The 20,383-nt window shown below is 66.8% G+C and carries 12 protein-coding genes and 2 CRISPR repeat arrays; of the genes, 7 read left to right on the forward strand and 5 right to left on the reverse strand.

Annotated elements, in window-relative coordinates; translation table 11 throughout:
* Nucleotides 1-2: 2 nt before the first annotated feature.
* Nucleotides 3-1,082: a PDDEXK family nuclease gene (locus CHC09_RS45875; RefSeq protein ID WP_143232869.1), complete on the reverse strand. Its 1,080-nt coding sequence runs from the start codon at nt 1,080-1,082 to the stop codon at nt 3-5.
* A gap of 842 nt (nt 1,083-1,924) precedes the next feature.
* On the opposite strand from CHC09_RS45875, the gene CHC09_RS41185 reads away from it, so the two are divergent.
* From CHC09_RS41185 to cas2, 7 genes are all read left to right on the forward strand, one after another.
* Nucleotides 1,925-2,730, forward strand: a protein-coding gene (locus CHC09_RS41185) for an IS5 family transposase (protein ID WP_089298700.1) whose coding sequence is annotated in 2 segments (ribosomal slippage) — nt 1,925-2,255 and nt 2,255-2,730 — 807 coding nt in all. Because the reading frame shifts where the segments join, the coding sequence is not laid out codon by codon here.
* A gap of 240 nt (nt 2,731-2,970) precedes the next feature.
* A CRISPR array of direct repeats spans nt 2,971-3,590; the repeat unit is 36 nt; unit sequence CTCTTCCCGGTCGCCAAGACCGGGCTCCGTAGCGGC.
* Nucleotides 3,591-4,201: 611 nt separating this feature from the next.
* The gene (gene cas7g, locus CHC09_RS41190) at nt 4,202-5,365 is read left to right on the forward strand and encodes a type I-G CRISPR-associated RAMP protein Csb1/Cas7g (protein WP_179277504.1); all 1,164 of its coding nucleotides are present in this window, start codon (nt 4,202-4,204) and stop codon (nt 5,363-5,365) included.
* A gap of 3 nt (nt 5,366-5,368) precedes the next feature.
* Complete coding sequence (gene csb2, locus CHC09_RS41195) at nt 5,369-6,772, forward strand: type I-G CRISPR-associated protein Csb2 (RefSeq protein ID WP_089298702.1); 1,404 nt, start codon at nt 5,369-5,371, stop codon at nt 6,770-6,772.
* A complete protein-coding gene (cas3g, locus tag CHC09_RS41200) occupies nt 6,765-9,818 on the forward strand; it encodes a type I-G CRISPR-associated helicase/endonuclease Cas3g (RefSeq protein WP_143232870.1) in 3,054 nt (1,017 codons plus the stop codon). Before csb2 ends, cas3g begins: the two co-directional genes overlap by 8 nt.
* Entirely contained in the window at nt 9,815-10,774 is a 960-nt protein-coding gene (locus CHC09_RS41205; RefSeq protein ID WP_089298704.1) for a type I-G CRISPR-associated protein, Cas3-extension family, read from the forward strand. The genes cas3g and CHC09_RS41205 overlap by 4 nt, the downstream gene beginning before the upstream one ends.
* A complete protein-coding gene (gene cas4g/cas1g / locus CHC09_RS41210; RefSeq protein ID WP_203833410.1) occupies nt 10,768-12,450 on the forward strand; it encodes a CRISPR-associated endonuclease Cas4g/Cas1g in 1,683 nt (560 codons plus the stop codon). The genes CHC09_RS41205 and cas4g/cas1g overlap by 7 nt, the downstream gene beginning before the upstream one ends.
* 3 nt (nt 12,451-12,453) lie before the next feature.
* A complete protein-coding gene (cas2, locus tag CHC09_RS41215; RefSeq protein ID WP_089298706.1) occupies nt 12,454-12,738 on the forward strand; it encodes a CRISPR-associated endonuclease Cas2 in 285 nt (94 codons plus the stop codon).
* Nucleotides 12,739-12,906: 168 nt separating this feature from the next.
* A CRISPR array of direct repeats spans nt 12,907-15,329; the repeat unit is 36 nt; unit sequence CCGTTCCCGGTCACCGTGACCGGGCTCCGTAGCGGC.
* 891 nt (nt 15,330-16,220) lie between these two features.
* Here cas2 and CHC09_RS41220 read toward each other — a convergent pair.
* The 4 genes from CHC09_RS41220 to CHC09_RS41240 all read right to left on the reverse strand — a co-directional run bounded on the left by CHC09_RS41220 (nt 16,221) and on the right by CHC09_RS41240 (nt 20,383).
* Nucleotides 16,221-16,736, reverse strand: a complete 516-nt coding sequence (locus CHC09_RS41220) for a hypothetical protein (protein ID WP_089298707.1) — start codon at nt 16,734-16,736, stop codon at nt 16,221-16,223.
* Between the two features lie 14 nt (nt 16,737-16,750).
* Nucleotides 16,751-18,400, reverse strand: a complete 1,650-nt coding sequence (locus CHC09_RS41225; RefSeq protein ID WP_179277509.1) for an alpha/beta hydrolase — start codon at nt 18,398-18,400, stop codon at nt 16,751-16,753.
* 5 nt (nt 18,401-18,405) lie between these two features.
* Nucleotides 18,406-18,720, reverse strand: a complete 315-nt coding sequence (locus tag CHC09_RS41230) for a type VII secretion target (RefSeq protein WP_089298709.1) — start codon at nt 18,718-18,720, stop codon at nt 18,406-18,408.
* 538 nt (nt 18,721-19,258) lie between these two features.
* On the reverse strand, nt 19,259-20,383 hold the full coding sequence (locus CHC09_RS41240) for a hypothetical protein (RefSeq protein WP_089298710.1): 1,125 nt from the start codon (nt 20,381-20,383) through the stop codon (nt 19,259-19,261).

The raw sequence follows: 20,383 nt of genomic DNA on the forward strand, positions 1-20,383 counted from the left end.
GGCTATTTCGGCGTTTCCGAGGCCTCCTGATATGCCCGGAACAAAGCATCAAGCAGACCATCGCTAACAGCTTGCACCATGTTTCCCTGTCCGATGTCTGTACCGGCGGCATCGGTGACCGCCGCGATGCTGTGTGGGGCTCGGCGCTCGAATACCGAACGCCATAGCTGGATTGCTGGTCGCCCGTCCGGCCAGCAGTACAGCGATGCCAGCCCTGCTGATTCCGGCAGTAGCCGGGGTAGAAGTACGGCTTCGCCACGTTTGCCGAAGTATGTTCCTATCTCGGCGAGGTTGGCTTCCTCGATCCGTTTCGCCCAGGCGAGCAGTTTCTGCAAGGAACTCTGGTGTTCGGCGGGGGCGGTGGTCACGCGTTCGCGAAACGGCTCCACACCGTACGCGAATCCACCGGCTTGCGAGCGCGGGCTGCCGCCGGCCTCCGGGCGGGAGTATTCAACCGGCGGAGGAGTCTCTGGCTGGACCCGTTGAGGAACCACGACACGTTGCCCATTGATGTCATATGACGAGACCGTGATCAAGTCGATCACGAGGTCCTGTGTTGACACTGCCTCCAAGTACCCCACGAGCCGAACCAGGTCAGGGGGCGCTTGGTCGAGCACGAGCACCAGCCGGAAGCCTCCTGTCTGCAGCGTGTCGTGCACGTTCTGCCGCAGCTCATCGGCATCGAGGGCTTCTGCCTGCGCCGCATCGCGGATCCGATCCACTAAGCTGCGCCCGGCGAGGCATTTGGCGAGCACCTTTCCTTCGAATTCATCGACTGTCATGCCGTGCAGGCCAGCGGCGTAGGAGAGGATCTGTGCTACGACGGCGCGGCGAGACTCAGCGTTGTTGTGTAGCTTGACCTCGATGAGAACAGGCTCGCCGGTTGCTTCGATGGCTATGACATCAACGTAGCCACTTCCGATCAGGACCTCCCTGCCCAGCACGACAACTCTGGGATTACCGCTAAGCGGAAGCAGGTCAGGTGCCTGTGCCACCAACTCCTGCAGAGTGCGCTCGTTCGGAAAGCCCTGAGGAGTGATCAACTGCCAGCCATCAGGGCCTTCGCTGTAGATCGCTGTCATGCCGAGCCTCCGCAGACCTACCTCGCCAGAAAGAACGCCAGGCCACAGGATAAGCAGTCTCGCTGCCGCTGCGCCCGAATACCCGGTGGCTCAATTCGATGATGCAGCTGGCGAGTCAGCTGCACTGGGATCGTTTTACTGATATGGCGCGGATAGTGCCGCCCGGCGGCGGACGACTCACGTTTGTCGCGGCCATCGTCGGATCCACTTTCATTTGAGGCCGGGCAGTGGGTGCGCGCCGGAAGGCGGTCGCGTACCGCTGCCAGGCGGGCGCTGATCGCCTCGTCGATCCATATGAACCCGACGGCCAGGCCGCCACGGATGATCTGGTCGCTGGTGAGTAACAAGTGATGTGGTGCAGTAGTTCGTCGTCGGGGTCGGCAAGATCGGCGAGCAGTTTCGTGGTGTCAGTGACGCCGTCGAAGTCGCGGACGGTGTTGCCGGTGACCACCACGGCCATGAGCGCCGAGAGCACCAGCCGTGGGCGTTCGGCACAGGCGGGCGGGCGCTCACTGATGAGGTGGCTCCGGGCAGTCGGGACAGTAGGCATCAGGTCGGAGCCAGCGTCGAGCAGCGGTACCCGAGTGGTCATCCAAGGAGCGCGGCGCGGGGTTTGACGGCTTCCAGCAGTGCCGTCAGCCCGTAGCTAACGGCGGGTGGTCGGCGGGTCGATCCATGTCGCCAGGGCGGACCCTGGTCAAGCAACCCGCTGACGGCAGCCGGTTCACACCCGACAACCACGCTTACAATCGGCTGCTGCGAGGGCTACAAGCTCCTAACACGATCTGCTGAATCGATGATGATCAGCGCCACGAAGTGAAGATCAGTCTCGTTCGCTCGTCGTGGGCAGACCGTGGGACGTCGATGACCGGTTGTGGGAACTGATCGAGCCGTTGCTGCCGCCGTGGCCGGAGAAGGCTCCGGGTCCGCGGCCGGTGCCGGACCGCCAATGTCTGCAGGGCATCCTGTTCGTGCTGCACACCGGGATCGGCTGGGAAGACCTGCCGCAGGAGCTCGGCTTCGGCTCCGGAATGACCTGCTGGCGCCGATTGCATCGCTGGACCGAGGCGGGGGTCTTCGACCAGATGCATCAGATACTCCTCGCCAAGCTGAACGCGGCGAACCGGATCGACTGGTCGAGAGCGGCGATGGACGGCAGTCACATCGACGCGAAAAAGGGGGCGCCGGAACAGGCCCGTCGCCGGTCAACCGCGGCAAACCCGGCTCCAAACATCACCTGATCTGCGACGGCTACGGCACCCCGATCTACGTCCTGACCAGCGGCGCGAACGTTCCCGACATCAGCCGCGCTCTCGACCTGCTCGACTGCTACCCGCCGATCGCCGGCCGGCCAGGCCGGCCCCGGCGCCGCTTCACGACCCTCCTCGCAGACAAGGGCTACAGCAGCGAGGCCTTCCGTCAGGCCTGCCGCGAGCGCGGCACCGAACCGATCATCCCCAAACCCAAGACACCCGGTATCAAAGGCCTGGGCAGTCTGCGCTACGTCGTCGAGCAGACCTTCGCCCTGCTTCATCAGTTCCGCCGCCTGGCCGTGCGCTGGGAACGCCGCCTCGACATCCACGACGGCCTCGTCAGCCTCGCCTGCGTCATGATCTGCTGGCGCCGGTTGATCAAATGGACCGCATAGAGATCGCGTTAGGAGCTTTACGTCGGCAAGGCGAGCGCGGCTCCTCCAGCCCCCGGAGTGAAAGAAGTCTGATGCGAGCGCTCAAATCCGACGTTCTTTCCGGGGGAGCGCTCGCGCCCATGTCAGGCAGGGTTTTAGGCGCACCTCCATCTAGATGCCTGGATTAGATGCTGATAGTTGGGTGGAGTTCTCGCGAGATCATGCATAACAGCAGCTCAAGTGCTGTGAATTTAGCGAGCCCTCTTCCCGGTCGCCAAGACCGGGCTCCGTAGCGGCTCGTGCACATGGCGGCGCGGACCGGACGCCTGTTCGGCCTCTTCCCGGTCGCCAAGACCGGGCTCCGTAGCGGCCGCACAAGGCCCCGAACTACTGCATCCAGGGCACCGCTCTTCCCGGTCGCCAAGACCGGGCTCCGTAGCGGCTACCGCGACGGCGACACCTGGCGCGGCACCCTCCTCTTCCCGGTCGCCAAGACCGGGCTCCGTAGCGGCGGACGCCGCGATGGCCCAGATGGTCCAAAGCGGCCAGGGCCTCTTCCCGGTCGCCAAGACCGGGCTCCGTAGCGGCTACGGCCAGAAGCGCGTCGTGGCGTTGTACGCGGACATCTCTTCCCGGTCGCCAAGACCGGGCTCCGTAGCGGCACGTCCGAGACCATCGCCGCACTTCCGCTGTCGGCTCTTCCCGGTCGCCAAGACCGGGCTCCGTAGCGGCATCCGCAGCGCGGTGTAGGACTTCCCGGCGATCTTCACTCTTCCCGGTCGCCAAGACCGGGCTCCGTAGCGGCCGCACCGACCCGGAAGCTCGGAGCCGGTCCCGGGCCCGGCTCTTCCCGGTCGCCAAGACCGGGCTCCGTAGCGGCCAGATGTTCATCTCCGCGCTGGAGATCGACGAGGCCAACTCTTCCCGGTCGCCAAGACGGGCTCCGTAGCGGCAGGTCATCCTGTGCAGCACCCACCGCAGCCGACGCAGCTCTTCCCAGTCGCCAAGACCGGGCTCGGTAGCGGCTCGAGCCCTGCCGAGGCGAGGGCGGCGAGCACGGTCGCACTCTTCCCGGTCGCCAAGACCGGGCTCCTTAGCGGTATGGGCAGCAGCGCTGGTCACATTTCTGGTTAGATGCGTTCCCGGTCATCGCGATCGGGCTCCGTGGTTGTCTAGATCGCGATTGCCTCGTCTTGCGTGCGCCCTGATGTGATGTTGAGCGGAAGCCTTTCATGGGCAGTAGCGCTGACACCAGCAATGGTGTTCTACCTCTTCTAGGTGATTCTGGCTCGGCTCGTGGTACCGGCGAGCAGCCCGCGGCTAGCCGTAATGATCTAGATATTCTTCCTGCGTGAGGTCGCAGTGCCGCCCGACTTAGATAAATGATCTTAAATCAGATAGATCATGTCGTGGTGGATGGCGGAAAAATTTGTCGGTGGTAGGCGCGATAGTGGCCGGGTCATATCCAAATTCTCCGCTGGAGGGTTGCTCGGTGGGCGTGGAGAGTGTGTTCGAGGACGTCTTGTCGGCTGTGACATTGGCTGGCGATCGTGCTGTGTGGCGGGTGGTGTCGACTTATCAACCGGCGGGTGGGGAAGGTGCGAAGATCTTTCCGCCGACGTATCCGGTTTCGGGAGAGCGGCGTGTTCCGTATGTGATCGAGGATCGAGTTGTGGACCGTCAGCCGCGGTCCAGTGTCCTTCTTGATTCGACGCCGTCGCAGGCCAACCGTGCGGAGGAGGCGCTGCTTCGCGCCCGTCGGGCTGGTCTGGTGCAGGTGCCGCTACTGGAGATGGAGCACTCGGGCGATGCGCCGGTGACGTTGAGCTCGCTGGAGTTCCCCCATCGCTATGCCGACGCTTATCTGCGTGACAGCCTGCTGGATGGGCTGCCCTTCGATAAGTCGGACCTTGGGCAGTCGCTGTTGGCGGCCTCGGCCGACGACGCGCGGGAGTTGTATTCCCATGACCCCGGTTCGCTGGTGTTCGGGGCGTGGAACAGCCATCGCAAGGGCAGGCAGCAGAAGTTTCCTCGGGTGTATGCCAGCGAGGTGATCGGTTGGGATCCGGTGGTCGGTGCCCGGAACGCGGGTCGGATGGATCCGCTGAACCTGCAGGGGGCACAGAAGCCCCGCAAGGACGGCCAGGGCTGGGATTTCTCGCCGGTGTCGACGAAGGCCAAGGGCGAGAAGTTGAGCGAGATCGGTCATGGCAACGTGGCGCCGAACTCTCAGCACGGGGGAGTGACGATCACGTCGGCCCAGCGGATCGCGACGCTGTCGTTGGCGGGTTTGGACCGGATCGGGTTCGGTCCGGTTGATGCACAGGCGGCGCTGGCCGCCCGTGCGTTGCTGGCGGCGTATGCGATCGTCGCGGACCGGTTGGCGTTCGGGGATCCGACGTTGTGGCTGCGTAGCGGATGCGAACTGGTCGTGGAGACCGAACGCATCGAGTGGGTCAACCGCGGCGGCCAGACCGAGCAGATCGAGATCAGCCGGGACGAGGCGATCGCATTGTTCGCGATGGCTGCTGAGCACGCCGAGAAGGCGGGAATGGCGGTGGCGACGGAGACGGTGCGGTTGACGGCCGGCAAGGCGCTGGCGCAGGCGATCGACTTCAGCTTGACCAAGGCTGCCCCGGCTGCGGATGAGGCCTGAGCCGTGACGCTGGCAATCACGATCGAGTTGCTGACCGGCTCCTACGACGCGGCCACCGTGGACGACCGGGAGCGTTCGGAATGGCCACCACACCCGGCTCGGGTGTTTTCGGCGTTGCGGGCGGCAGCCCGCGGTGAACAGGATCTGGGGGTGCTGCGGTGGCTGGAGTCGCAGCCCCCGCCGGTGGTGATCGCTAGCGAGTTGGCTGTGGAGCATCGCCGGCAGTCGTGGGTGGTCACCAACAGGCTCGAACCCAAGGGCGGTAGCCAGTTTCATCCGGGCCGGGCGAACCGGCTGCGGTCCCGTGTCCGCGCGTTGCCCTCGAACCCGATGGTCCAGTTAGCCTGGCCGGCGCAGGCCGATGCGGAGCAGATCGCGCGGGTGGACCAGATGGCCCGCCGGATTCCGTATCTGGGCCGGTCCACAGGGGTCGCCCTGGTGTCGGCGTCGAGCACCGCGCAGTCGACGGTGCCGGACGGGCATGTGGTTTTCGAGCCGTGTGAGTTGATGGACAGCGAGATGTCGTTGCGGGTGCCTTACCTGGGCTTTGTGGACGCCTTGGACTCGCAGTTCGAAGCGGATCGGCCGGCCTGGGAGGTTTCTCGGTCGCGGGCGTACCGGCGCCGGCCGGTAGGGGAGCAGGCCGTGGCTGCCGCGACCGGCGGGATCACGCCGTCGGTGTACGAGGACGTTCTGGTGTTTCGTTTCTCGGGGCTGCGGCCGCAGGCGCAGCTGGCGGTGTCGTTGACCGAGGCATTGCGATCAGCGGTGCTGCGCGCTGCCGGCGGTACGGCCCCGACGGCTCTGCACGGTCACCATGCACCTGGGCGGCCGCACGTGGCGTTCCTGGCGCTGCCGGATGTGGGTCACGAGCACGCTGATGGGCATCTGCTGGGCTTGGCGGTTGCGGTGCCGGAACTGCCCCGGCCTGAGCGGGCCGCTGTGGTCCGATCCGTGCTTGCTCTGCGCGACCGGAACGGCAATGGAGTGGTGACGTTGCCGGTGCCGCGGCTGGGACAGATCGAGTTGCTGTACGACCTGGGTTTGGTACGTCCGTGGGGTGCGTCGCCGCAGCGATGGCGGCGGGGCAGCAAGCAGTGGGTCTCGGCGACCCCGGTGGTGTTGGACCGCTACCCGAAGCGCCCCGAGCAGGTGACCGAAGAGGTCCTGCGTTGCCTACGCACCGTGGGGTTGCCGGAGCCGCTGCAGGTGCAGGTCAGCGTCGAGCCGCTGCTGCCGGGCGCGGCACGACTGCGCCCGGTCGACCTTCCCCGGCAAAGCCGGGGCAAGCTGTTCCGGCATATCGGGGTGACCTTCGACCGGCAGGTCAGCGGCCCCGTCCTGGTTGGGGCCGGCCGCTATCTCGGTGTCGGGCTACTCGCCCCGGTGGGCGGCGCCGATGTCTGAGGACACGCCCCTGACGGCGGCGGACTTTCCGGCGTTCGTACACGCGATCCACGGCTATCAGCCGTTCCCGTGGCAGTCCGAACTGACCGCCACGGTGCTCGCTACCGGCCGCTGGCCGGACCTGGTGGACGTACCGACTGGCCTCGGCAAGACCACCATGATCGATATCGCGATATTCGTTGCCGCCGCCACCGCAGACCAGATCGGACCGGATCGGCTGGGACGGCGCCGCTGCTTCTTCGTGGTCGACCGGCGCCTCGTCGTCGACGAAGCTTACGATCACGCACTTGCGATCTCCGATGCGCTGACCGCAGCAGAACGTGATCAGGACACCGGGGTGCTGGGCAGAGTCGCAGCACGGCTGCGTGCGTACGCGCCGCAGGCGGGAGGCGACCTACTGCCAGTTGCCCGCATGCGGGGCGGCGCGACGTGGTCGTCGGCGTGGCTCGACCGTCCGGACCGTCCGGGCATCGTGCTCGGCACGGTCGATCAGGTCGGTAGCCGCCTATTGTTTCGTGGCTACGGCGTCAGCGACCGGCGCCGGCCCATCGACGCGGCCTTGACCGGCACGGACGCGCTGCTACTGGTCGACGAAGCACACCTGGCGACGGCACTGCTGACGACGTTGACCGCCGCCCACGAACGAGACCGCCTGCAACTGCCGCTGCCTGGGCTGAGCATGGTGCAGTTGACCGCCACCGGCACACGTGTCGACAACCCGTTCACCCTCGACCAACAGACACACCGGGATGACGTCGAGGCGTGGCGGCGGTTGACCGCCGCGAAGACCCTCACCACCAAGTCCTGCACGACGAAGGACGTCGTACGGGTTCTGGCCGCGACCACCGTCGAACAACTCGTCGCCCTCACCGAGCAATCGCCACCGAATGTGGCTGCGGCGGTGCTCGTCGTGTGCAACACGGTGGATCGGGCTCGTGCCGTGCATGACCAGCTGGGCAAGTTGCTCGCCGGGTCCAAGGCCGTTGTGCAAGCTGACTGTGACCTGCTGATCGGCCGGTCCCGGCCGATCGATCGGCCGTCGTTGCACGACGACATCCTTGCCCGCTTCGGGGTAGCCCGGAAGACCGACCGTGGACCGGCCGTGCTTGTGGCCACCCAGACCGTCGAGGTCGGCGTAAACCTCGACGCAGATGCGTTGATCACCGAATCGGCGTCGTGGGATGCGCTGGTGCAGCGCCTCGGCCGGCTCAACCGGCTCGGCCGCTTCCGTGACCGGTTCCCCGCCGCCAATGCCGCGGTCGCGGTCGTCGTGCACGACGGGCAGAAGGACGCGCCGGTGTACGGCGTGGCACGCGACGAAACTTGGACGGCACTGACCGAGGCGACATCCGGCGCGCCGATCGACGTATCACCGCTCAGCTGCCGCGATCTCCGCGACGGGCCGCTGGGCAACCCGGAGGTGCACCGCAAACCTACGGCGGTGCCGGTGTTGCTGCGTCCGACTCTCGACGCGTGGACGCAGACGGCCCCGGTGCCGCTGCTGGATCCGCCGATCGAACCGTTCCTGCACGGTTTCGACACCGGCACCGCACCGGTGCAGGTGCTGTGGCGCAAGGGTCTGATCAGTGACCAGGCGTTGGACGATCCGTTCAACGATGACGGCGCCGAACTGCCCGCCACGGCTGTAGCGGCGATGCTGGCTCATTTCCCGCCGCGTACCGCGGAGGTTGTCGAAGTTCCCTGGCATGCGGTCCGGCAATGGATGCGCGGGCAGCCCACCGAGGCGGTCAGCGATCTGGAAACCGAGGCCGCGATAGACGACCGACGGCCCAGCGACGACCGAGACCAGTTCCGGGCCCTGGCGCTGCGCCCCGACCGCCGCCGCAAGGACGGTGACCAAACCGGGCCAGAGCTGTGCTGGCAGTGGATCAACGCGGATCAGCTCCGGCCTGCGGACCAGATCATTGTCCCGACCGAGCGTGGCGGCCTCGACCGCTACGGCTGGGCACCCCAGCAGCAGACTGGCGTCGTTGACGCCAGTGAACCCGCCACCTTCCAGCCGTCCCGGCGAGCTCGCGCGGCGACATTGCGCATGGACCGTCGCCTCGCCGATCGGCTCGGCTTACCCGCCGACGCACACGCGGTCGTCGACGAGCTGCTCACCAACGAGACCGCCCGCACCGGTGTACGCCTGCAGCAGATCGGACAGCACCTCGCGCAGCTGCTGCCGGACGTTGCTCCACCCGATCGAGGCTGGTCCGTTGTCGCCTGGCAACGCCTGCGCGCTTGGCTTGGCTCTGGGAATCTGCGCACTATCGAAATCCTCGACTCCGCCATCGGATGGGGCGTTGACGGAAGGGAACCGACCTCCCAGGGGTGGCTGTTGACCGGCTTGGTGCCCGAACCGGACCGGTCGTCCGGGCAGAGCGTGCCGGAGCGCGACGATGAAGAAGCCGCCGCCAGCTCGGTCAGTTCCCGTCCGGTCACCCTGGACGTCCACCACGCCGCGGTCCGCGCACGATGTGCCCAGATCGCTGCGGCACTCGGTCTACCCACCGACCTGAAGACCGTGCTGCAAGACGCTGCCGGCTGGCACGATCTCGGCAAATCCGAAGAACGTTTCCAGATCATGTTGCACGGCGGCGACGCCTACGAGGCACTGCTCGCCACCGACGTACTGGCCAAATCGGGTCTCGACCCGCTCGACCGGCAGGCGTGGCGAAACGCCGCCCGGCAAAGCCGCCTACCGGCCGGAGCCCGGCACGAAGCGTGGTCCGCGGCTCTTGTCGCCGAACACCTGCGACACCACGGCTACGACGGCGATGACGAGCTGCTGATCCACCTGATCGCGGCCCATCACGGCTACGCCCGCCCGTACGCCCGGCTCGTCGCGGACCCCGCGCCCAGACCGATCGAAGCGCTCATCGACGGACACAAGGTCAGCATCGGCTCCGAACACACCGTCGACCTGGACCAGCCGACCCGCTTCACCCGGCTCAACCACCGGTACGGGCGGTGGGGACTTGCCCTGTTGGAAACCATCGTGCGCTGCGCCGACATGACCGTCTCGGAGGAAGGCTCATGACCGAACTCCCACTGCCCGCCCTCGACGGCCGCACACCACTGGGATTCCTCGCCGCCCTGGGCATCCTGCGCCTGACCACCGACCTCACCGGCCACCCCGCCCGGCTGTCCTGGTCAACCAGCGACTGCACCGCCATCCTGCACGACGCACAACCCGACCACGACACCCTCACCGCCGACCTGACCGCCATCGTCGAATCGATACCGAACAACGGTGTCCTTCCGCAGCTCGGCCCCACCTTTCCTCCGCCCGGCGAGGCACCGGACAAGCTGCGACTGTCCCGGGCCGACTTCACCCGCTATACCTGGCAGGTCACCCACGACGACCCCGCCGCCGAGGACTGGCTCGGCATGCTCGTCACCGATCTGAGCCTGGACGACAAGCAACGCACCGACATCACCCCCTACGCGGCACCCTCCGGCAAGCAGTCCATGCGTACCATGCTCGAGAAACCCCTCGCCGACATCCGCAAGAACCCGGCGCTGCTTCATGAAGCCCTCACCTCATGGCGGCGCTATCCCGGCGTGACCGGCGAATACCTCGACCACCGGGTCCTCTTCGACGCCGTCGACGCCCCCGACGGCAAACCAGCCGAACGCGGCGTGCCCGGTGCCACCTGGCTCGCCCTCATGGCCTACCCACTGTTTCGCACCACCGCCGCATCCGGACAAAGCCTCAGCACCTGCTGGCAAGATTGCGGCCCTCGAATCGACCGACGCATGATCTACCCACTGTGGTCAGCGCCGCTTGACACCGCATCGGTCCAAGCGCTGCTCGCACACCCAATCCTTGCCGGCGCCGACAGCGGCACCCCGCCACCCGAAGCGCTGCTGCTGTCCATGTTCCTCGTCGTGCACGCAGCCCGCCGCCGGATCCCGGGCCGCAACTTCGCCGGCGTACTCACCCCCACAACCGCCCCGCGGACACCGGCACGCCGCAAGGCGCAACCATGGTGAGCCCGGCCCGCCCACCCCAGCCCGGACTTCCCGAAACCGTCCCCGCCCGCATGGTCAACAAATTCGTCTACTGCCCACGCCTGTTCTACCTCGAATGGGTCCAGGGACGCTTCGCCACCAGCGACGACGTCGAAGAAGGACGCTGGATTCACCGAGTCGTCGACGAACCCGGCGGTGACCTACCCGACCCCGAAACCGACCTCGAATGCTTCGCCGGACGAACCTCACGCAGCTTCTGGATCACCTCTACCGACCTCGGCGTCAGCGCGAAAATCGACATCGTCGAGATCAGCGACGACGGCACCGTCATACCCGTCGACTACAAGAAAGGCGCGCCCGACCGGCACGGCAAGGCCTGGCCCGCCGACGAAATCCAGTCCGTACTCCAAGCTCTGCTGCTGCAGGAAGCCGGCTACCGCGTACGAAAAGCCGAAATCTGGTACGCCGAAACCCGCCGCCGCGTCGAGATCCCGATCGACGAAACCCGCCTACAAGACGTTCACCAACTCATGCAACGCCTCTGGCAGACCGCCGCCAGCGACACCATGCCCGCGCCGCTGCAAGACAGCCCCAAGTGTCCCCGGTGCTCACTGGTCGGACTCTGTCTGCCCGACGAGATCAACACCCTGCGCATTCGACAACAGACCGCCCAACGACCCCGCGGCGTCATGGCCGCCGACCCCGACAGCCGCCCCGTCTACGTCATGGAACAAGGCACCGTCGTCGGCATCCGCCGAGGTCGCCTCGAGACCTACAAACAGGACGAGAAACTCGCCAGCTACCGGCTCATCGACGTCCAGCAACTCTGCCTCTACGGCAACATCACCGTCACACCACAGGCGATGCGCGAACTCCTCGCCCGCGAGATCCCCGTCTGCTGGTTCTCCTACGGCGGCTGGTTCTCCGGCATGGCCCAAGGCCTACCCAGCAAACACGTCGAATTGCGCCGAAGCCAATACACCGCCACACCAGAAACCCTGCTCGCCGCCGCCGGGAGCATGATCGAAGGCAAGATCAAAAACTGTCGCACTCTGCTGCGCCGGAACAGCCGTACTCCCACCGGACAAGCCATCGACCAGCTCGCCGACCTTGCCACCGCAGCCACCACCCCGGCCGGCTATCCCAGCCTCCTCGGCTTCGAAGGCACCGCCGCCCGCATCTACTTCTCCCGATTCAGCGGCATGCTCAGCGAGAACACCGGCCTCGACACGACCGCTTTCGACACCAACGGCCGGGCCCGCCGACCACCCCCGGACCCCGTCAACGCCCTGCTGTCCTTCACGTACGCGCTACTGGTCAAAGACCTCACTTCGACACTGGCCACCATCGGGTTCGACCCCTACTACGGGGTGTTCCACCGCCCCCGATACGGACGACCCGCCCTCGCCCTCGACCTCGCTGAGGAGTTCCGGCCCCTTATCGCCGACAGCACCGTCATCCAGCTGATCAACAACGGCGAAATCCGGCCAACACACTTCACCGGCGGCTGCCAACTCGACCGTGACGGCCGCCGAGCCGTCATCACCGCCTACGAACGCCGCATGGCCCACGAGATCAAACACCCCGTCTTCGGCTACCGCGTCAACTACCGCCGAGCCCTCGACGTTCAAGGCCGCATCCTCGCAGCCCACCTCACCGGAGAACTGCCCGCCTACACCCCCTTCACCACAAGGTGACCCATGGCCCGACGACGATTCCTCATTGCCTACGACATCTGTGAACCCCAGCGACTCCGGCAAGTCTGCAAGACCATGGAGTCCTACGGCGAACGCCTCCAATACTCCGTGTTCATCTGCGACCTCAGCCGTACAGAGCTTGTCTACGCCCGTGCCGAAGTCGAACGGCACATGAAACTCAACGAAGACTCCATCGTGATCGTCGACCTCGGCGAGACGGACGCCGCCCGCTTCACCTTCATTGGCAAGAAACGTCCGCTGCCATCACAGGCGACAAGAATCATCTGATGCGAGCGCTCCAGTCCCACCCCAATCCCTGGGCAGCGCTCGCGCCCAGGTCACACCGCACCCAGGCCCAAATCACATCCAAATACCTGAATCAAAGGGAGGTTCTCCGACGTAGCCCTCGCGAGCGCGCGCAAAGCAGCAGTTCAAGACCCATGATCCAAGCGAGCCCCGTTCCCGGTCACCGTGACCGGGCTCCGTAGCGGCGTCGGGACGTAGACCGGCGCATCGACTCCCAGAACTCCGTTCCCGGTCACCGTGACCGGGCTCCGTAGCGGCAAGTCCATGCTCGCCGAGGCCGCGCTTCCTGAGACCGCCGTTCCCGGTCACCGTGACCGGGCTCCGTAGCGGCCTCTGCGCCGGTCTCGGCCTCCTGGGCCTCGTCGGTCCCGTTCCCGGTCACCGTGACCGGGCTCCGTAGCGGCGGCGCGAGCCTCGCCAGCGGCGCCAAAGACAAGATCCGTTCCCGGTCACCGTGACCGGGCTCCGTAGCGGCGCCGCTCCCACCACAGCCGCTCCCCTGGCTCCACGCGGCCGTTCCCGGTCACCGTGACCGGGCTCCGTAGCGGCGAGCTTGGTCGAGGCGACCCAGGCCGAGGACCGCTGCCCGTTCCCGGTCACCGTGACCGGGCTCCGTAGCGGCATCCTTCGCGTGTCCACCCCCGCACTGGGGAGCCGTTCCCGGTCACCGTGACCGGGCTCCGTAGCGGCCCGGTCAGCTGTGGCCAGGCCGCGACGACGACCGCCCGTTCCCGGTCACCGTGACCGGGCTCCGTAGCGGCATCGCCGGTGGCATTCCCGCCGCTCCGCCGCGGCCGCCGTTCCCGGTCACCGTGACCGGGCTCCGTAGCGGCAGGAGCTGGGCCGTGAGGTCCGGCAGCGTCTCGACCGTTCCCGGTCACCGTGACCGGGCTCCGTAGCGGCGACGGCATCCGGCACGCCGCGCTGGTCGACAACACCCGTTCCCGGTCACCGTGACCGGGCTCCGTAGCGGCGGTGTCCGGCTCGCCAGTATCAAAACCGAAGACCACCGGGCCCGTTCCCGGTCACCGTGACCGGGCTCCGTAGCGGCGGTGTCCGGCTCGCCAGTATCAAAACCGAAGACCACCGGGCCCGTTCCCGGTCACCGTGACCGGGCTCCGTAGCGGCGGTGTCCGGCTCGCCAGTATCAAAACCGAAGACCACCGGGCCCGTTCCCGGTCACCGTGACCGGGCTCCGTAGCGGCTGCGACTCCCGGTTCTGCCAGGTGGTCCGCTCCTCCGTTCCCGGTCACCGTGACCGGGCTCCGTAGCGGCGAGGCCATGCGTGCGCGTCAGGCAGCGAATCGCAACCGTTCCCGGTCACCGTGACCGGGCTCCGTAGCGGCTCGCAGATCACCTACTACGCCGCTCGCAACGCCCGCGCCCGTTCCCGGTCACCGTGACCGGGCTCCGTAGCGGCGCGATCGCAGTCACGTCGTCTCCTTCAGCGTCCAGCCCGTTCCCGGTCACCGTGACCGGGCTCCGTAGCGGCGGGCTTTGCGGCGACCAGGTCCGTACCTATGTTCGCCCGTTCCCGGTCACCGTGACCGGGCTCCGTAGCGGCACCGTGTAACTCCAGACGGTCACGTCCTCCGACGACCGTTCCCGGTCACCGTGACCGGGCTCCGTAGCGGCAAGCTCGGCACGATGGGCCTGTCCGAGAACTGGAAGCCGTTCCCGGTCACCGTGACCGGGCTCCGTAGCGGCCCGGCCAGGACCAAGCACCTCGAGCAGGTCTTGCCGACCCGTTCCCGGTCACCGTGACCGGGCTCCGTAGCGGCCGGGCCAGGCCATGGTCACCTCCCGCGTCTTGTGGTGCCGTTCCCGGTCACCGTGACCGGGCTCCGTAGCGGCTACGCCGCCAGCTCCCGCTTGGCGATGCCCTGGATCCCGTTCCCGGTCACCGTGACCGGGCTCCGTAGCGGCCAGCACGGCGACGAGTACTACTACGGCGCCGAGCTGGCCGTTCCCGGTCACCGTGACCGGGCTCCGTAGCGGCAACCTCCAGGCGATCGACCTACTCGTGCGCGTCGGCCGTTCCCGGTCACCGTGACCGGGCTCCGTAGCGGCAGGCCGCGCTTACGGCGCCAGTACTTGACCTGTTCGCCCGTTCCCGGTCACCGTGACCGGGCTCCGTAGCGGCAGCAACCGAGCGCGCCACAACGCCTTCGGCCACCGCCGTTCCCGGTCACCGTGACCGGGCTCCGTAGCGGCCTGGTGAGATCCCACGGCCGTACAACACGCTGGCCCCCGTTCCCGGTCACCGTGACCGGGCTCCGTAGCGGCCGCTTCACCGCGCCGGCGACCTTGCGGTAGCCGCCCGTTCCCGGTCACCGTGACCGGGCTCCGTAGCGGCAAGGTCAGCTTGTCAGCGTTGAACATCGAGCCGACCGTTCCCGGTCACCGTGACCGGGCTCCGTAGCGGCCGCAGGATCGTGAGGCGGAACTCCGTCGGGGTCACGGCCGTTCCCGGTCACCGTGACCGGGCTCCGTAGCGGCCCGTATCGGCCGAGGCCCTGACCATCCGGTCCGACCACCGTTCCCGGTCACCGTGACCGGGCTGCGTAGCGGCCCCGCGATCCTCACGGCCTGGTCGTGATTGCCCGGCCGTTCCCGGTCACCGGACCGGGCTCCGTAGCGGCACGACCATCAAGGGCGACCGTAAAGAGGAACACCCAACCGTTCCCGGTCACCGTGACCGGGCTCCGTAGCGGCGGCGTGTCCAGCCACCACCGAGTCGCATCGCTGCCCGTCCGTTCCCGGTCACCGTGACCGGGCACCGTAGCGGCGTGCCCCGAGCAGGAGCCCACGTGGCGAGGTCAGTGCCGTTCCCGGTCATCGTGACCGGGCTCCGTAGCGGCATGCGGTCTCCTCGGCTTCCCGGGCGTCAGCGCGGCACCGTTCCCGGTCACCGTGACCGGGCTCCGTAGCGGCTAGATCTGGGTGTGCATCGCACCGAACCAGGCGACCGTTCCCGGTCACCGTGACCGGGCTCTGTAGCGGCATGTGGACGTTCTCGTCCTTGATCGCGGCCAGCGTCCGTTCCCGGTCAAGGTGACCGGGCTCCGTAGCGGCAACTGGATCGCCACCAGGCCGGACTGGTTGAGGGCCTCCGTTCCCGGTCACCGTTACCGGGCTCCGTAGCGGCCTTGCGTCGTCGGCCCGGTGCTCGATGGAGCCGAGCCGTTTCCGGTCGCCGTGACCGGGCTCCGTAACGGCAAGTCCGCTCGCGGTACCACCACCGAGGCCCGTGCCCGTGCCCGTTCCCGGTCATCGCGACCGGGCTCCGTGGCGGCTGGCGCCACCCCGCAACTGATGCTGTTTGGCTTTTTCGGTCACCGCGGCAGGCTCGGGGGTGAAGGTGGACTGTGATGCTCCGTTCATGGGGGTCCGACGGTGACTGTCCGGGGCCCGCCTTTGATGATGTTGATATCGGGCTCGACTTGTTGGCTGGCGAAGGAAGACTATTGCGGGTCCGGGGTGCCGTTTTCCCAGATGCAGGGGGAGTCGCTGCTGAGCGTGATGTCGAGGTGGTCGCCGCGGCTCCAGGCATTGGCGGTCACGAAGTAGCCGTCGGGCGTCTCGACGCTGTAGCGCGGCTCCGGTTCGCTGCGCTTGTCCGTGTGGACCTTGTAGCCCTTCTGCTGCCAGAAGGTGACCAGTGTCGGAATGATCTGCTCAGTCGGCCACGCACCGGTGCCGGGCGGGACGATGAGGTAACGCTTCTCAGCAAAGATGCGGCCGGCGGGGCCGCCATCCGTGGCGTCGTCGCACGGCAGGCTGTCCTCGTCAACGTTGATCTTGAGGGTGGCGCCGGATGGTAGCTGCCCGAAAGCCTCGTGAACGAGTTCTTCTACCCGCTGGACGGCCTGAGCTTTGGTCGCGGTGGGCTGCAAACTCTTGTCCTCTCCGGCACATGCGGCCAGTGTCAAGGTCGTGACCGCTGCCATCAGCGTGTAGCGGAGCCGTCGGATTGTCATGTCAGTACACCTCGCTACAGCTTGCCGGTGACGATCAATGCGATGTTCTTGCGGGCGATGTTGTTGTCGTTCCAGTAGGCGGAGTGGGTGTCGCCTTCGGCGTTGGAGTTGCCGGGGTCGCTGGCGAATACCCGGGCGCCGAAGTCCAGGTCGCTCGGGTCGTTGCCATGGGCGATGTCCCAGTCGGGAACTTTACGGATCGCGTCGTACTCCGCGCGGGTCGCATAGACCTGGTCCGGCCGTACGCCGGTCAGATCGGATGCCTGGTTGACGTCGACGCCGGGGGAGCCGACGAATACCAGGGCGTCGGCGCTGATGCTCGGGCTCATCGCGGCGTGCCCGATGACGGTTGAGCCGTAGCTGTGTCCCAGGACGGTGTTACGGGACGGGATGTCGCCTTCGTGGGTGGCTCGCAGCCCGGTCTGGAAGTTGTCGAGCGCCGGGCCGCCGTCCTCGGCGTAGGAGCTGAAACCCGCGTCCGGCAGGATCGCGTTCGGGGCGTCGTAGCCGTACCAGTAGACCGCAGCGGTGCTCCTTGTCGGATCCTGGAGGGCTGCGTCACTCGCCATGATGCCAGCGCGGCTCATTCCGCCTGCCGCTTTGGAGAGGTCTTCTCCGGTGCCAGGTACGTAGGTAACAATGTTGTTCGATGTGTCGGGGTTGCCGACAGAGACGATTGCCTTGCCGTCGGCGGCGGTGGAAAGGCCGATCAGGTATGCGTCGGGCTTGTTGGGATCGGCGAGTCGAGAGCTGATGGCTTCGAGACCTCGCAACTTGCCGGCGAGATCGTCGTGCTGCGTTCCCAACTGGGCGAGCTCGGCGTCCAAGGCGGTCTTGGCGTCGAATGCGTCCGGATACACCTCAGTGATCCGGCCCTGGTCGTACATACTCTTCAAATACTGCGTACGAGCGTCGACCGACGCGGCCTGCTGCTTGAGGCTGTCGGTGTCGCGCTGCAGTACAGAGCGGTTGGCTACGTCGCGGTCGGTGATCGGGATACCGTCGATCCAGCCGACGAGCTCGGGGAAATCCAAGATCGCCTGCTCCTGCTGCTGCGGGGTAAGTGACTCCCACCAGGCGCGGACCTCGGCCGGGGACCGCTTGGCCTGTGCCTCAAGGTCCGTACGGGAAAGGGCCGGTAGCTGCGTCGTCCCGAAGCCGGCCTTGGGCGAGGGAGCGTTGACAGTGATGGCGTTGGCGGTGGAATCGTCGAGCGCTCGTGCGCTTTCCAGGACAGCCCGCAGGTCGTTCAGCAGTGCTCCGGTTTCACGCGCGGTGTGATCCAGGTTGCCTGCGGAGTACGCCGTTGCCGGCGCGGTGATGGTGGCAGCGGCGGTATCGACGGTGTATCCAGACTGACGAGCCGAGGCGACGATGTTCTCCGCCTGCTGCCGCAGGGCTTTCATGCCGTAGGCATGCTGGTCCATCGCATCGTGGACGCGCTTGGCCGGGTTGTAGGTGTTGCTGACCTCAGCGCGAAGATCGGCAGCTTTCTCTGCCGCCGCCTCCGAGCCGGTGCCACTCGACCAGGCGTAGGGCAGGTCACGGGTTCCCCGGATCAGTTGCTCTGCGGCGTCGTCGATTCCCTGGGCGAGCCGGTGCCAATGGTCGACAGCGGAATGCCACGGCGCCGCGTCGAACGACAGAAGGTCTTCCAGGGTCATCTCGCTCATCGGGGCACCCGGTACTGGCTCCCCTGGAGACCGTCGGCGTTTGTGTGATCAGTTGCCCGGTAGTCTCGAGCCGCTTTGGTCAAACGTGCGCCGAAGGAATCGACATCATTGGTCAGCCGGTGCAGGTCGGCAAGCCAGGCCATCGCTGCCGATTGGGCTGCCCTGGCCGCCTCCGAGCCGGCCTGAGGCGTAGGAGCAAGTCCCGCTTCGGCGTTCTTCGCGGTGTTGCGCAACGTTGTCGCGGCCGCGGTGACCTCTGTTCCGATCCCACGCAGGGCCTGAACGTCAACCTCAAGCTGCGTAGGCTGCATCGACACCCTCCCCGTGTATGCGAACTTTGCACTCTATAGGCCATACAGCAACACCGATGCCCCGGTTCATCTCGGCTGGTGAATCGCCCGCAACGTTCAATCGGACGCGACAGCCGGGCCAGTCTGCACGGGGGCATGCTCAATGGCGAAGGACACCCGACGACCAGAAACGCTGAAAGGCTCTGGTCTGCGGCCTGACGTGCGGGGTAGGCCCAGCCGGAGAAGCGCTCGGGTGCCTCGCGAGCAGAGCCTTTCGGCGAGCCGGAATCCTTCAGCTGCAGCCCTCTTCCCCGGTGTTCGCCTGGCGGGGGCGGTAGGTGTGGATCCATGCCTCAACCTCGCAGGCGAGCCACACGCGGCCCATGGCCAGTTCCCCGCACGGTCGCGGGAAGTCGGCGCGCTCGGTCAACTGTTGGATACGCTGGCGGGACAAGCGGAGCCGCTGTTGGACCTCGCGGGTGCCCATCAGTTTCGGGCGCTCGGGCATGGCTGGCGTTCAGTCCTTTCGTCGGCGTGGAGTCGCTCGATCCGCTTGCTGCTATGGATGCTGGTTGTGGACTTTGAGAGCGAATGCCAGTCGGTGAGTCGCCTCGCGGGCGGCGCTCACGAGTTCTCGTTGCGCGGACCCGGGAAAGGCGTCGAAGCCGAGTCCGGACTCCGCAGCCAACTCGTTGAGCTGCTTGGCCTGCTGGTCCGTGAGACCGCTGGCTGCTGAAGAATGTTTCGCGACGTCGCGAGCGGCGTAGCCGTCAGCGGAGGCGACCGCTTCGTCAGCGACCAGACCCAGGATGTCGATACCCTTCTCGGGTTCGAGTGCGGTGGCCAGGGTGGCGATGGTGAGCCCAAACTGCGCCCGATAGGAGGGACGCCCGGTGTTTGGCGTTGCCCGGTAGCGGGCCGCGGCGGTGTCCAGGTGTTGCGCCGCGGTGCCTGCGTGTAGGTCCGCTATGACGGCGTGGAGACATGGAATGACGTCGCGTTCCCACGGCTCGGTCGGTGTGCTGCGGCTCAAGAGCTCGCGGCCTTGATCCCGGTCGCCGTCGATGATGTGGGCGATGATCGCGGCCTGCCGGCCTTCGAGCAGATGGTCGCCGACACCGTTGTGGCGCCGAGCGTGGTCTGCAGCCTGGGTCCAACGGTCCCCGAGCGCCAGGGCACGGACGCCGTCACCGACGAGTTGAAGCCAGATCCAGCGATGGAGCATCTCCTTGTCCCGCCGGTCACCCGTGAGGTCCGCTGTGGGCAGGGTGCGAGTGTCGACAACAAGGTTCCGGTTGCCGGTGATCGCCCGGTGCATGGCCTCGAGCAGGCGCAGGGCAGGGGAGCCATGGTCCGCGCGGATCTGCTGGCGGGCAAGGTTGTGAACGGGCTCGAGCAGGTAGCGGGCTTCGAGGTAGGTCAGTTGTCGTCCGATCTGCCGATAGGCGTTGATGTGTTGCCAGCAGAGCTGCCGGGCAAGGTCGGGATGGCCGCCGTCGCTGGCGATCAGGGCGGCTTTGTTCAGGGCGTGAGCGGCGTCGTGCATTCCGCCTTCGGCTTTCTCCGCCGCGGCTTGTACTGCGTCGGTGACGACCTTGATGCGTTCGGGCAGGCTGGGGCAGGCGGGGCGGGGCCGACCGATCAGTGGGAAGTGCCGAAGGGCGGCTCGGGCGCTCGGGTGCAT

It is taken from the genome of Actinoplanes regularis (assembly GCF_900188005.1).
GTDB lineage: Bacteria > Actinomycetota > Actinomycetes > Mycobacteriales > Micromonosporaceae > Actinoplanes > Actinoplanes regularis.